Source organism: Chromohalobacter israelensis DSM 3043 (assembly GCF_000055785.1).
Lineage (GTDB): Bacteria > Pseudomonadota > Gammaproteobacteria > Pseudomonadales > Halomonadaceae > Chromohalobacter > Chromohalobacter israelensis.
The window spans coordinates 2,818,374-2,831,118 of sequence record NC_007963.1 but is presented as its reverse complement, the minus strand read 5'-3'; the positions used below and the strand labels follow the sequence as shown (position 1 = coordinate 2,831,118).

12 protein-coding genes are annotated in these 12,745 nt (G+C 63.8%); 7 read left to right on the top strand and 5 right to left on the bottom strand.

The features are described from left to right. The 4 genes from CSAL_RS12790 to pepN all read left to right on the top strand — a co-directional run bounded on the left by CSAL_RS12790 (position 1) and on the right by pepN (position 5,675). Positions 1 to 486 (top strand): YajQ family cyclic di-GMP-binding protein, encoded by a 486-nt coding sequence (locus CSAL_RS12790; protein ID WP_011507817.1) that lies wholly within the window; start codon positions 1 to 3, stop codon positions 484 to 486. A 130-nt stretch (positions 487 to 616) separates the two neighbouring features. After that, entirely contained in the window at positions 617 to 2,185 is a 1,569-nt protein-coding gene (locus CSAL_RS12785; protein WP_011507816.1) for an AMP-binding protein, read from the top strand. A 270-nt stretch (positions 2,186 to 2,455) separates the two neighbouring features. Then, positions 2,456 to 2,890: a YbaN family protein gene (locus CSAL_RS12780; protein ID WP_011507815.1), complete on the top strand. Its 435-nt coding sequence runs from the start codon at positions 2,456 to 2,458 to the stop codon at positions 2,888 to 2,890. A gap of 145 nt (positions 2,891 to 3,035) precedes the next feature. Next, on the top strand, positions 3,036 to 5,675 hold the full coding sequence (gene pepN / locus CSAL_RS12775; protein WP_011507814.1) for an aminopeptidase N: 2,640 nt from the start codon (positions 3,036 to 3,038) through the stop codon (positions 5,673 to 5,675). An 81-nt stretch (positions 5,676 to 5,756) separates the two neighbouring features. Here pepN and CSAL_RS12770 read toward each other — a convergent pair whose 3' ends face one another. Next, positions 5,757 to 6,050: a hypothetical protein gene (locus CSAL_RS12770; RefSeq protein ID WP_011507813.1), complete on the bottom strand. Its 294-nt coding sequence runs from the start codon at positions 6,048 to 6,050 to the stop codon at positions 5,757 to 5,759. Between the two features lie 413 nt (positions 6,051 to 6,463). Between CSAL_RS12770 and CSAL_RS12765 the strand changes: the two genes are divergently transcribed. Further along, the gene (locus CSAL_RS12765) at positions 6,464 to 6,733 is read left to right on the top strand and encodes a DUF1127 domain-containing protein (protein WP_043558545.1); all 270 of its coding nucleotides are present in this window, start codon (positions 6,464 to 6,466) and stop codon (positions 6,731 to 6,733) included. A 207-nt stretch (positions 6,734 to 6,940) separates the two neighbouring features. After that, on the top strand, positions 6,941 to 7,144 hold the full coding sequence (locus CSAL_RS12760) for a putative motility protein (protein ID WP_011507811.1): 204 nt from the start codon (positions 6,941 to 6,943) through the stop codon (positions 7,142 to 7,144). 69 nt (positions 7,145 to 7,213) lie between these two features. On the opposite strand, the gene CSAL_RS12755 is transcribed toward CSAL_RS12760, so the two are convergent. Beyond that, positions 7,214 to 7,978, bottom strand: a complete 765-nt coding sequence (locus CSAL_RS12755) for an HpcH/HpaI aldolase family protein (protein WP_011507810.1) — start codon at positions 7,976 to 7,978, stop codon at positions 7,214 to 7,216. Positions 7,979 to 8,072: 94 nt separating this feature from the next. Then, the gene (locus CSAL_RS12750) at positions 8,073 to 8,582 is read right to left on the bottom strand and encodes an Lrp/AsnC family transcriptional regulator (protein ID WP_011507809.1); all 510 of its coding nucleotides are present in this window, start codon (positions 8,580 to 8,582) and stop codon (positions 8,073 to 8,075) included. A 317-nt stretch (positions 8,583 to 8,899) separates the two neighbouring features. On the opposite strand from CSAL_RS12750, the gene CSAL_RS12745 reads away from it, so the two are divergent. After that, positions 8,900 to 10,591: a 2-isopropylmalate synthase gene (locus CSAL_RS12745; protein WP_011507808.1), complete on the top strand. Its 1,692-nt coding sequence runs from the start codon at positions 8,900 to 8,902 to the stop codon at positions 10,589 to 10,591. A 46-nt stretch (positions 10,592 to 10,637) separates the two neighbouring features. On the opposite strand, the gene CSAL_RS12740 is transcribed toward CSAL_RS12745, so the two are convergent. Continuing rightward, positions 10,638 to 11,564 carry a tripartite tricarboxylate transporter substrate binding protein gene (locus tag CSAL_RS12740; protein ID WP_244846386.1) on the bottom strand — a complete coding sequence of 309 codons (927 nt, stop codon included), beginning with the start codon at positions 11,562 to 11,564 and terminating at the stop codon, positions 10,638 to 10,640. Positions 11,565 to 11,859: 295 nt separating this feature from the next. Then, positions 11,860 to 12,696: a formate/nitrite transporter family protein gene (locus CSAL_RS12735; protein WP_011507806.1), complete on the bottom strand. Its 837-nt coding sequence runs from the start codon at positions 12,694 to 12,696 to the stop codon at positions 11,860 to 11,862. Between the last annotated feature and the right edge of the window lie 49 nt (positions 12,697 to 12,745).

The window sequence follows — 12,745 nt, the reverse complement described above, 5'->3', positions numbered from 1 at the left end:
ATGCCGTCTTTCGATATCGTCTCCGAGTTCGACAAGCATGAAGCCAGCAATGCCGTCGACCAAGCCAACCGCGAAATCCAGACCCGTTTCGACTTCCGGGGCGTGACTGCGAGCTTCACCCTGGAGGGCGAGACGGTGACGCTCGAGGCCGAGGTGGACTTCCAGCTCAAGCAGATGCTCGACGTGCTGCGCAACAAGCTGATCGCACGCGGGATCGACGCGCGCTGCATGGACATCAAGGAGCCGGTGACGAGCGGCGTGCGGGCGCATCAGGAGGTCGTGCTCAAGCAGGGGCTCGAGCAGCCGGAGTGCAAGGACATCGTCAAGCGCTTGAAGGAGGCCAAGCTCAAGGTGCAAGCGCAGATCCAGGGCGACAAGGTCCGCGTCACCGGCAAGAAGCGTGACGAATTGCAGCAGGCGATCGCGCTGCTCAAGAGCGACGCCGGCCCCGAACTGGCCCTCCAGTACACGAACTTTCGCGATTGAGCGCTTTTGTCACCCAGGCTTGATGGCCATCAACCTAACGTTTGACTGACGTTGCGGCCCGTCCCTCATCGCTCGATTCTATCGCCATAACAACCGCGACAGAACATAACGAGCGACGGGGGGAATGCACATGTTTGACCTGGGACGCGGCTTTCTTGCCACGGTCGAGCGGCGGCCGCATGCCATGGCCATCAGCGACGGGCCGGTTCAAAAGACGTACGCGCAATGGTTCGCCGACATCCAGAGCGTGGCTCGCCACCTCCGGCATCTCGGGCTGGGCAAGGGGGATCGGCTGGTGGTGGCGATGCAGAACCGCTGGCAGATGGCCACCCTGCATTGGGCCTGCCAGTGCGCGGGCATCGTCTTCACGCCGGTCAACTGGCGCTCGACGGCGCTGGATATCCGTTATTACCTGCAGGACGCCGGCGCCAAGGCCATTGCCTATGATGGCGCGGTCAGCGAGGCCGTGCAGGCATGTGCCGAGGCGCATGCCCTGGTGCGCATCGCGGTCGGCGACGTGCGGGACGCGGAGACGGTGGCGTTCGACTCGTTGCTGGGCGGCTCGGGCGAGACGTTGCTGCTGGCGCGTCCCGACGACTATGCCTTGATGCTCTACACCTCGGGCACCACGGGGCGTCCCAAGGGCGTGCCGCGGCGGCATCGTGTCGAGCGGGCCGCGACCACCGCGTACGTGGCGCAGAATCTCTACGGCCACGACGAAACCATGTTGGGCGTGATGCCGCTCTATCATGCGACGGGCGTGCGTGCGCTCCAGGCGATGGCGATGGTCGACGGGCGCTTCGTGTGCATTCCCAAGTTCGAGCCGGAGGTCACGCTCGCGGCGATCGAGCGCGAGCGGGTGACCAGCCTGAACCTGGTGCCCACGCTTTATCACATGCTGCTGGAAGCGCCAGGGTTCCGGCCGCAGCGCGTGGCCAGCATCGACAAGATCGGGTTCGCCGGGGCGCCGATGAGTGCCGGGTTGATCGCGCGCGTCGAGGCCGCGTTCACGCCCAGCCTGTTCGTCAACCAGTACGGTTGCTCGGAACTGTATGCCCTGACCGTCGATCAGCATGCCAACCACAAGCCAGGCTCTTCCGGGCGGGCGGCGCTCAACCAGCGGTTGCGGATCGTCACGGTGGGAGCGACCTCCCCCGACAGCGTGGTGCCCCAGGGCACGGAAGGGGAAATCGTGGCCGACCTGGCCGGCGACGAGGCCTTCGATGGCTATTGGAACAATGCCGAAGCGACGGCCAAGGCATTCAAGGAGGGCTGGTATTTCACCGGCGATACGGGCTATTTCGACGCTCAGGGCGACCTGTTCGTCACCGGGCGCGTCGACGACCTGATCAACTCCGGAGGCGAAAACATCAGTCCGCTGGAAATCGAGAACGTCCTGTCGTTGCATCCGCAGGTGGCGGAAGTCGCCGTGGTGGGCCTGCCCGACGACAAGTGGGGACAGGCGGTGACGGCTTTCATCAAGCTCCGTCAGCCCGTGGGCGAGCAGGAGCTCCACCACCACTGTCTCGAGGCCGGGCTGACCCGCTACAAGTGTCCGCGTGGCTATCGTTTCGTCGACGAGCTGCCCAAGTCGCCGGTCGGCAAGATCCTGCGCCGCCTGTTGCGCGTGCCTGCCGTTGCGCCCCTGCGGGACACCCCGGACGCGGTAGCGCGACATGCCAGGGCCTCGTTGGGGTGAGCCTGCGCGTTGCCTGACATCAGACGCCCCGCCGGCGGACCGCTCTCGGGTCTCGTCGGACGGGGCGAGTGGTTCACGCCCCTTACCATGCGCTAGAATGAATGTCGCGCGTCGAGCGCTGTCGTGTGCCAATGGCCTCGATAGTGAAGGATGATTTCTCCTGGGCGCGCATTCGGGCTTCAATGACCGAGGTGGCGTCGGGCGTCGTCATGCCAGCGATCTTGCGCGAAGCCCGGCGTTTCCCCCTCGCAATGTAAGGTGACGCGGCGCATGCGCGATATACGCAGGCTACTGTTCATTTGCTTGGCTGGCGTCAGCTTCTCGCTGGGCGTGATCGGCCTGTTCCTTCCCGTCATGCCGACCACGTGCTTCATGCTGGTGGCGGTATGGGCGGCCTCGAAGAGCTCGCCGCGTTTCGCCAACTGGATTCGCCGTCATCCTCGTTTCGGTCCGTCCATTCTGGCCTGGGAGCGCGAACGCGCGATCCCCAAGCATGCCAAGTGGATGGCCTGCATCATGCTGCTCGTCTCGATGGCGGTGATCGCCTTCACGGTAGAACCGCTGTGGCTCAGTGGGTCGCTGATCCTCGGTCTGACCGGGATTGCCGCCTGGATTCTGACCCGGCCGACCCCGTCGTTGGGGCGCTGCCCGGTCTTGTCCTCCCTCGAGGATTCCTCTTCCCGCCCCCGTCAGGAGTCGCGTTGAGCGCACGCCGGCCGGCATTTCTTCGGTGCGCTTTTGAGCCGACTCCATCGAACGCCGTACAATGCGGGGCATGTGCATGGCGCCCGAGGCGCGATGCGATGTCTTGGGGGCGCTGTCATGCCCCGACTTCAAGGAGCGTCGATCGATGTCCGAACCGCAAGCGACTCATCTCAAGGACTACCTGCCGCCCGCCTACCGGGTGACCCATACCGAACTGACTTTCGACCTGGCCCCCTCGGCGACGACCGTGACGGCGCGGCTGCATGTCGAGCGTCACCCCGAGCGCGAGGCGGGATTGCCGCTGCGGTTTGCCGGCGACAAGCTGTCGCTGGAACGTATCGCCGTGGACGGTCAGACATTGCAGGCGGATGAGTACCAGGTCGACGACGAGGGCCTGACCATCCCCACCGTGCCGGAGCGCTTCCTGCTGGACACTCAGGTGTCGATCGACCCCGCGGCCAATACCGCGCTCGAGGGGCTGTATCTCTCCAACGGCATGTTCTGCACCCAGTGCGAGCCGGAAGGCTTTCGGCGGATCACCTTCTATCCCGACCGCCCGGACGTCATGGCGACCTTCTCCACCACGGTGGTGGGCGACAAGGAGACGCTGCCGGTGTTGCTCTCCAACGGCAATCCGGTCGAGCGCGGCGAATTGCCGGGCGAGCGTCACTTCGTCACCTGGGAGGATCCGCACCCCAAGCCCAGTTATCTGTTTGCGCTGGTGGCGGGCAAGCTCGAGAAGGTCGAGGACCACTTCACGACCATGAGTGGCCGCGACGTCACGTTGCAGATCTGGGTCGAGCCGGAGAACCTGGACAAGACCGACCATGCCATGGCCTCGCTCAAGCGCGCCATGCAGTGGGATGAAGAGACCTACGGGCGTGAATACGACCTCGATCTGTTCATGATCGTGGCCGTCAACGACTTCAACATGGGCGCCATGGAGAACAAGGGGCTCAACATCTTCAACTCGGCGGCGGTCCTCACGCATCCGCAGACCGCCACCGATGCGGCCTTCCAGCGGGTGGAGGGCATCGTCGCGCACGAGTACTTCCATAACTGGTCGGGCAATCGCGTGACCTGCCGTGACTGGTTCCAGCTCTCCCTGAAGGAAGGCTTCACGGTCTTCCGCGACCAGACCTTCAGCGCCGACACCAACTCCGCGCCGGTCAAGCGCATCGAGGACGTGTCCTTCTTCCGCACGGCCCAGTTCGCCGAGGACGCGGGGCCGACCGCCCACCCCGTGCGTCCGGACCATTACATCGAGATCTCCAACTTCTATACCCTGACGATCTACGAGAAGGGCGCCGAGATCGTGCGCATGCTGCGCAACCTTCTCGGCTGGGAGACGTTCCGTCAGGGGTCGGATCTCTATTTCGCGCGTTTCGACGGCCAGGCCGTGACCATCGAGGACTTCGTCGATTGCATGGCGGAGGTTTCGGGGCTCGATCTCGATCAGTTCATGCGCTGGTACTCCCAGGCGGGCACGCCGGAGATCGACGCCCATGGCGAGTACGACTACGCCAAGTGCGAGTACCACTTGCGGTTGTCGCAACGCACGCCGCCCACGCCCGGCCAGGCGGAGAAGGCGCCTTTGCATATCCCGGTGCGCATGGGACTGGTGGGTACCAAGTCCGGACGTGACCTGAGCCTGACGCTGGATGGCGAGGCGCTGGGCACCGAAACGGTGCTGCACCTGCGTGACAGCGAGCAGACCTATGTCTTCACCGGCATCGACGAAGCCCCGACGCCGTCGCTGCTGCGCGGATTCTCGGCCCCGGTCTACCTGCGCTACCCGTATTCGCGCGAGGATCTGTCCTTCCTGCTGACCCACGACGCGGACGACTTCAACCGCTGGGACGCGGGACAACGGCTCACCATGCTGGCGCTCGACGACCTCATCGCCGCGCACCGCAACGGCGTGGAGAAAGTCATGGATGGTCGCGTCATCGACGCGTACCGTCGCCTGTTGACCACCGAGACCGATGACAAGGCGGTGCTGGCCGAAATGCTGACGTTGCCCTCGGAGGCCTATATCGCCGAGCAGCAGCCGATGGTCGACGTGGACGCCATCCACGCCGCGCGGGACTTCGTGAAGCAGTCATTGGCCACGGCATTGCGCGATGAGTTCCTGGCGCTCTACGAGGCGCATCGTAGCGACGCGCCCTACGCCCCCGAGCCCGAACAGATCGCGCAGCGTCGCGTGAAGAACGTGGCGCTCGAATACTTGATGAGCATCGAGGACGAGCAGGGCATTGCGCTGGCCAACGCGCAGGTCGAAGCCGAGGACAACATGACCGATGTCCGGGCCGCGTTGACGATGCTGGTGCACAGCTCGCGGACCGATCTCGCCGAACCGGCGCTCAAGGCCTTCGGCGAGAAATGGGCACACGATCCGCTGGTCATGAACCAATGGTTCACCATCCAGGTCACGCGGCCCCAGGCGGACGTTCTCGAGCGGGTCAAGTTCCTCATGGCGCATCCGTTGTTCTCGCTCAAGAACCCCAACAAGGTGCGGGCGTTGATCGGGGCGTTCGCGGCGCAGAACCGCGTCAATTTCCATCGTCTCGACGGCGAGGGCTATCGCCTGCTGGCCGATGTGGTGATCGAGCTCAACCGGCTCAATCCCGAGATCGCGGCGCGGATCATCACGCCGTTGACGCGCTGGCAGCGTTTCGACGAGCAGCGTCAGGCCCTGATGAAGGCCGAGCTCGAGCGCATTCGCGCCGAGGAGCTCTCGCCCAACGTCTTCGAAATGGTCGAGCGCGCGCTGGCCGACGCCTGAGGCGCGTGCACGCGAGACGATGACGGCAAGACGCCGCTGCCCCGGCAGCGGCGTCTTCGTCTGGCACGCAGGGCGCTCGCCTCAGCGCATCAGCCAGCCGAGCACCAGCAGCCCGAGAAACAGCCAGATGATGCCGCCGACGAACGCACGCCTCACCAGTGCCCGGATGCCTCGATAGAGCATCCAGATGCCGATGACGAGCACGACCAGGTTGATGAGCGAGGGGTTGACGCCCAGCGAGCGGGCGAGGCCGTCGAAGAAGCGGTCGATGGCGACCCACAGCCCCGCGAACAGGGTGGAGAGTGCGTCGACGACGACGCGCAAGGCATCGCCCAGGAACTCGCCGAGCCAGTGGAAGAATCTATCGATCTGCATGTCACATCCTTTTTGTGAGCGTGCTTGCGTGCGCGAGGCGCCTCATGCGCCATCCGGCGCGGGTCGTGCCATTCTATGCGGCAACGGCACGAGATGGCAGGGGGCACTCGGTGCAGCGGAGTGACCTGTTTACCCGGAGATTTGACGACGAGTCTCGTGGCGTCTAAAAATAATAAGTGAAGGCTTATTCAGTCTTCTTTCACTCAACGAGAGACAGCTCGATATGTCACCGATACAGGCCATGTGGGCAGGCAACGACTACGCAGTCATGAATCATGACCTGCGAGTCCCTGCCTGTCCGTGTGCCATCGACTGAGCTCTTCACTGGCCGCGGATCCTACCGCGGCTAGACTCGATCACCCTCTCGATTGTGTTTCCCGCCAGGATCCCGGCCTCGATCAGGAGAACGTGTGATGACTTTGTGGGAAATCCTTCGGGGAATGAAAAAAGCTGCGATTCAGCACCGCCGTAATCGGCAGACCTTCGATGACTTGGCACACTTGGATGCGCGTCTGCTGCGCGACATGGGGTTGTCTCGTGAGGGTGGTGTGGTGCGTCCGCTCGAGCCACTGGCCTTTCAACTCGAAAAGGGTAATGGTGCGCCGATGACGGGAATGCCTGCGCCAGGGGCGCGCCGCTCGCAAGCGGATTACTGTCCCCATTGCGGAGAAGCGCTGACGTAGCCTTGGCCGCGACTGTCCTGAGACGGTCGCGGCCAGTGCCATCGATCGCAAGGTGGAAAATGAAGGCAAGGTGGCCTTTATGCTTTTCCTCTTGCATGCTGAAAGTGCCGTGCGTTGGCTGTTGGTGGTGGGCGATGCAAGTTTTCTGCGCCCTAGCCGATAACAATAGGGCGCAACGCGCATTCATTCACTTGAAGGGGAAGTTTCATGGATACTGCCGTGAACGCTGCCGTGGGCACTGCGATGGCGCTGCAACAGCACAACGCCGATCAGCAGTCGCAGATGAGCCTGATCAAGGAGTCGTTGAATAATCAGGCGTCCCACGTGTCGCAGCTGATGGAATCCGTGTCACCGCAGCAGTCGCTTGCGACGACCGGCACCGTAGGCACGCAGATCAACACCTACGCCTGAACGTCGAAAATGCAGCGCGAAACGATGCCGTGGCCTCGCGCCACGGCATTTTTCTGCGCGCCGTCCTGCCTAGCCCTTGTAGCGTGACACGGTCTCCATGGCAGCCTGTCGCAACAGGCTGATATCGATACCCACGGCAATGAAGTCGAATCCCCATTGCGCATAGCGTCGGGCGTCCGCTTCGGCTGGCGCCAGAATGCCGGCCGCCTTGCCGGCGGCATGGGTCGCGTCCAGGGTATGCCGAATCATCGCCTGGACCTCGGGGTGAGTGGGGTCGCCGATGTGCCCGGTCTCCGTCGAGAGATCGAACGGGCCCACGAAGATGGCGTCGACCCCTGGCGTGGCGGCGATGGCCTCGGCGTTGTCGACCCCGCTGCGCGACTCCACCTGCACGATCAGGCATAACTCCTCATGCGCCTGGGCCATGTAGTCCTCGACGGCGCCCCAGCGCGTGGCGCGGGTCAGCCCGCCGCCCACGCCACGAAAGCCATGCGGCGGGTAGCGCGTGGCGGCGACCAGCTGCGCGGCCTGCTCGGCGGTATCGACCATGGGAATCATCAGCGTCTGGGTGCCGATGTCGAGCAGCTGCTTTATCAACGCCGGGTCGTGATTCACGGTGCGCACGACCGGTGCGCAAGGATAGGCGGCAAGCGCCTGCAGTTGCGCCAGGGTGGTCGGTACGATGTTGGGTGCATGCTCGCCATCGATCAACAGCCAGTCGAAGCCGGTGGTGGCCAGAATCTCCGCGGCGTAGCCGGTGGCGAAGCCGGCCCAGCAGCCGTAGCGGGTATCGCCGTCGAGCGCGGCCTTGAAGGGGTTGCGGGGCAGTTGCATGGCATGTGTCCTGGTCGATAGATGACTATTGCATACAAAGAACGTAACAGGCTTCCTGTCACCCGACCATTGCACCAGTGTCTAATGGCCCTCCTCACGGGGAGGCGGCGGGATACGAGGGCACCGGGCGATGCTCGAGCACTCGACGCAGGACGAAGCTCGAGTGCGCGCCAGTGACGCCTTCGATGCGGGTGATCTGGTTGAGCAGCAGGTTCTGGTAGTCGTCCATGTCGTGTACCACGACCTTGAGTTGGTAGTCGGCCTCCTGGCCGGTGATCAGCAGGCATTCCTGAACCTGGGGCAGTGCCGCGACCTTGGCCTCGAAGTTGGCGAAACGCTCCGGGGTATGGCGGTCCATGGAGATATGCAATAGCGCGGTGAGGCTATGGCCCAGCCGCTTGGCGTCCACCAGGGCACGATAGCCGGTGATCAGGCCGTTGTCTTCCAGGGCCCGCACGCGCCGCAGGCAGGGGGAGGGCGACAGGCCGATGCGTTCGGCCAGCTCCTGATTATTGATGCGTCCGTGGCGTTGCAGGATGTCGAGAATTTGACGGTCGTAGCGATCGAGCGTCACGTTGGCGGCCTGGGCGTTGCTGTTTGGCATGAAATGTCTCTTCACGATGTTTTGTTAAAATTATATGCCAAAAGTGACGCGAAAGAAGGTCGAGTTTGCAATCCCCTGCGGGGAGTGACGACGTAAACTGTGTGCATTGCCACAAGCGATGGGCTCGCCGCATGGCTGGCCCGCGAGACCGTCGGCATCACAAGTGCCGACGCTATCAGCACCTTCATGCCGACCCGGCCCGGTGCCCGTTTCTTACCGGAAACGCTCCGCCTTCTACGATTCGGTCGTGTCACCGCCTGCCGGTCGAGCGGTCGAATCGTAGCGCTCCGTCACTTCATTTTCGCAGGACGCCTGTCATGAGCCGCTTCGACCATCGCAAGTATCGCCCCGCTCCCCGAGTGCCCGCCTTCGACCGTCAATGGCCCGATCGTGATCTGGTGGCGGCACCGACGTGGGTGAGCGAGGACCTGCGCGATGGCAATCAGGCGCTGCTCGAGCCGATGAGCGTCGAGCAGAAGCAGCGTTTCTGGCATCAGATCATCAAGGTGGGGATCAAGGAGGTCATGGTCGGCTTCCCGTCGGCCAGTCAGCCGGATTACGACTTCGTGCGCTGGCTGATCGAGGAAGATCAGATACCCGACGACGTGACCATCGCCGTGCTGGTGCAATGCCGCGAGCACTTGATCGAGCGTACCTTCGAGTCGCTGGTCGGTGCCAAGCGGGCCATCGTGCACTTGTACAATTCCACGTCGACCGTGCAGCGCGAACGCGTGTTCGAGATGGATCGCGCCGGCATCGTGGACATCGCCGTGCAGGGTGCGAGCTGGGTCAAGGAACGCGCCGCGCGTTATCCCGACGTCGACTGGCGTTTCGAATACACGCCCGAGAGCTTCTCCAGCACCGAGATCGATTTCTCGCTGGACATCTGCGAGGCGGTGATGGATGTATGGCAGCCGACGCCGGACAACAAGTGCATTCTCAACCTGCCGACCACGGTCGAGGTGGCCGGGCCGCATCACCACGCGGATCAGATCGACTATTTCTGTCAGCACATTTCCCGGCGCGACAGTGTGATCATTTCGGTGCACACGCATAACGATCGCGGCGGCGCGGTGGCCGCCGCGGAACTTGCCATGCTGGCGGGTGCCGAGCGTGTCGAGGGCACGTTGCTGGGCAACGGCGAACGTACCGGCAACATGGACATCGTGACCCTGGCGATGAACCTCTACAGCCAGGGCATCGATCCCGAACTCGATCTCTCCCGTCCGGACGAGATCATTCAGGTGGTGCAGGAGTGCACGGGCATTCCCATGCATCCGCGTCATCCCTGGGTCGGTGAAATGGTCTATACCGCGTTTTCCGGCAGCCATCAGGACGCCATTCGCAAGTCACTCAAGAAACAGCAAGACGACGAACCTTGGCAGGTGGCGTATCTGCCGATCGATCCGCGCGACATCGGGCGCGACTACCAGGCGGTGATTCGCGTCAACAGCCAGTCCGGCAAGGGCGGCATGGCATTCCTGCTCGAGCGCGACTACGGAATCAGCCTGCCGCGCTGGATGGCGCTCGAACTGGCGCCCGCGGTACAGGCGGTGAGCGAGACGGTGAACGGCGAACTCTCCAGTGCACGGATTCGCGACGTGCTGGTCGAGACGTTCACGCAGTGTGCGCCGCTGACGCTCAGCGGATATCGCCTGGATCGCGAGGCCAGCGAGCACCTGACGGTGTCGCTCGACGACAACGGCCAGGCGCTGCGCCTGAGCGGCCAGGGCAACGGGGTCATTTCCGCATTCATGGCAGCCTGGCAGCAGCATACGGGGCGCTCGGTCAGCGTGGTCGATTACAGCGAACATGCCCTGGGCGAGGGCAGCGACGCGGTGGCCATTGCCTTCGTGCAGCTCAATGTCGATGGTCAGCGTGTCAGCGGCATGGCCGAGGACGGTGATACCGTGGGCGCGTCTCTCAAGGCCGTGCTGAGCGCCCTCAACCGTGCGGGCCATGAGGCTGTCTCGACGGGTCTGGCCAGTGAAGCAAGCGCGCTGGCATGACGCCCCGCGCCGTGCCCGCATCCAGGCGGGCACGGCGCAGGGACATTCACTTGGCGAGGCCGATGGCCTTCATGATATCCCCGAAGGCCGCATCGCTTTCTTCCATGTAGGTTCCGAACGCCTGGGCGTCCCGCCATTGCACGCCATAGCCCTGTTTTTCCATGAACGATTGATAGGTCTCGCTCTGGTAGGCGTCGTGCAGGGCGCTTTCCAGTGTCTCGACGATGGCGTCATCCATGCCCTGGGGGCCGATCACGCCGCGCCAGGCACCGGTGGTGAAGTCGCTATCCACCTGTGAAGCCACCGTGGGCACGTCGGGGAAGCTCTCCAGGGGCTCCTCGGCCATGACGCCCAGGCTGCGCACGCGTCCGGCATCGATCATCGAGCGCGCCTCGGGCAGCGAGGTGGCGGCCATGTCCACGCCGCCGGCGGCGAGTTCGGTCATGGCCGGCGCGGCACCCTGGCTCGGTACCCAGTTGACCTTGTCGGCGGGCATGTCGAGATCCATCAGCAGCCCGCCCAGGGCGACATGCCAAATACCGCCCAGGCCGGTGCCGGAGGCGTTGAAGGTGCCCGCCGGCGCTTCGCGCACCGCACTCATCAAGTCGTCGAGATCCTGGTAGTCGGCGTCCTCGGCCACGCTGAGGCTGGCGGCATCGAAGTTGATCTGGCCGATGGGCGTGAAGTCTTCGTAGGTGAGGTCGGTCAACCCTTGCCAGTGCATCATGTTGATCTCGACCGTGCCGAGGCCGAGCGTGTAGCCATCCGGCTTGGCGCGCGCGATGGCGGTATGCCCGACGACACCGCTGCCGCCCGTGCGGTTGACGACATTGATGGTTTCCCCGAGCTCTTCCTCGAGCGCCTTGGCGATGATGCGCGCGGTGGCGTCGGTCCCGCCGCCGGCGGCCCAGGGAACGATCAGCGTGATGGGTTTTTCGGGATATGCCGCCAGGGCGGGAGTGGCAAGGCCCATGGCCACTAACGCGGCAAGCCAATGAGATGAGCGTGACGTGATGTGTCGCATTGTTGTTGCCCCTCGTCGTCGCGCCAGCCGAGAAGCCGCGCGGATGGGTGAGATAAGCCTTTTAACCTGTAACAGGCGGGCAGACGCTTCGCTAATTCCGAAACCAGGAAAGTCGATAACTATCGGTTATCAATATGCAGGAGCGAGCGTGACGTCGCCGCTACCGGGACTTGCCGGTAGCGGTGGCAGGTGTGGGCATAGACCAATGGACAAGGCCGGCGCAGGCAAGCGCCGGCCGGCAGGGTCAGCTATCGCTGCGAATCTGGGCATGGCTGATGAGGGCGAAGATGAAGGTGCCGCCGATGACGTTGCCGGCCAGTGTCGGCAGGGCGAAGTCAAAGAGGTATTCGCCCAGGTTGGCCTGGCCGGCGAACATCAGATACATCACCTCCGTGGAGCCGACGATGATGTGCGTGAAGCCGCCCAGCGCGACGAGGTAGGTGACGATCAGGATCACCCAGATCTTGGCGCCGCCGGCGGCGGGGAGCAGCCATACCATGGTGGCGATCATCCAGCCCGCCACGATGCCCTTGGCAAACATCTGACCGCCGGTGTTCTCCATGATGTGGTGGCCCAGGCTGAGAAAGGCCTTGTGTGTCTCGGCGTCGAACAGGGGCATGTAGAGAATGGCATATGCGGAGATGGCCACCCCCACCAGGTTGCCGACCAATACCACGCCCCACAGCTTCAACAGCTTGAGGAACTGCATGATGCGAGGCGTGCTCATGACCGGCAGCACCGCCGTGACGGTGTTCTCGGTGAACAGCTGCTGACGGGCGAGGATCACGACGAGAAACCCGATGGTGTAGCCCAGCGACTCGACCAGGTAGCCGATGTCGCTATCCGGCAGTCGTGCATGCAGCAACCCCTTGGCGAGCATCGAGAAGCTCATCGACAGGCCGGCGGCGATCGCCGACCACAGCAGCGCCGAGGCGGCGCGTTTCAGTTCCGTTTCGCCTTCCTCGCGGATCGACTCGTGAACGGCGGCAGCTCGCGAGGGCAGCGGGCCGTCCTCGAGGTGCAGGTCGTGCTCGTCGTCTTCCACCCGGCTGGGCGGTGTGAGATTGGAAGGCTGGCTCACGCAGGAGATCCTTGTGTCGACATGGGAGAAACCGTCGTGAATTCGGTGA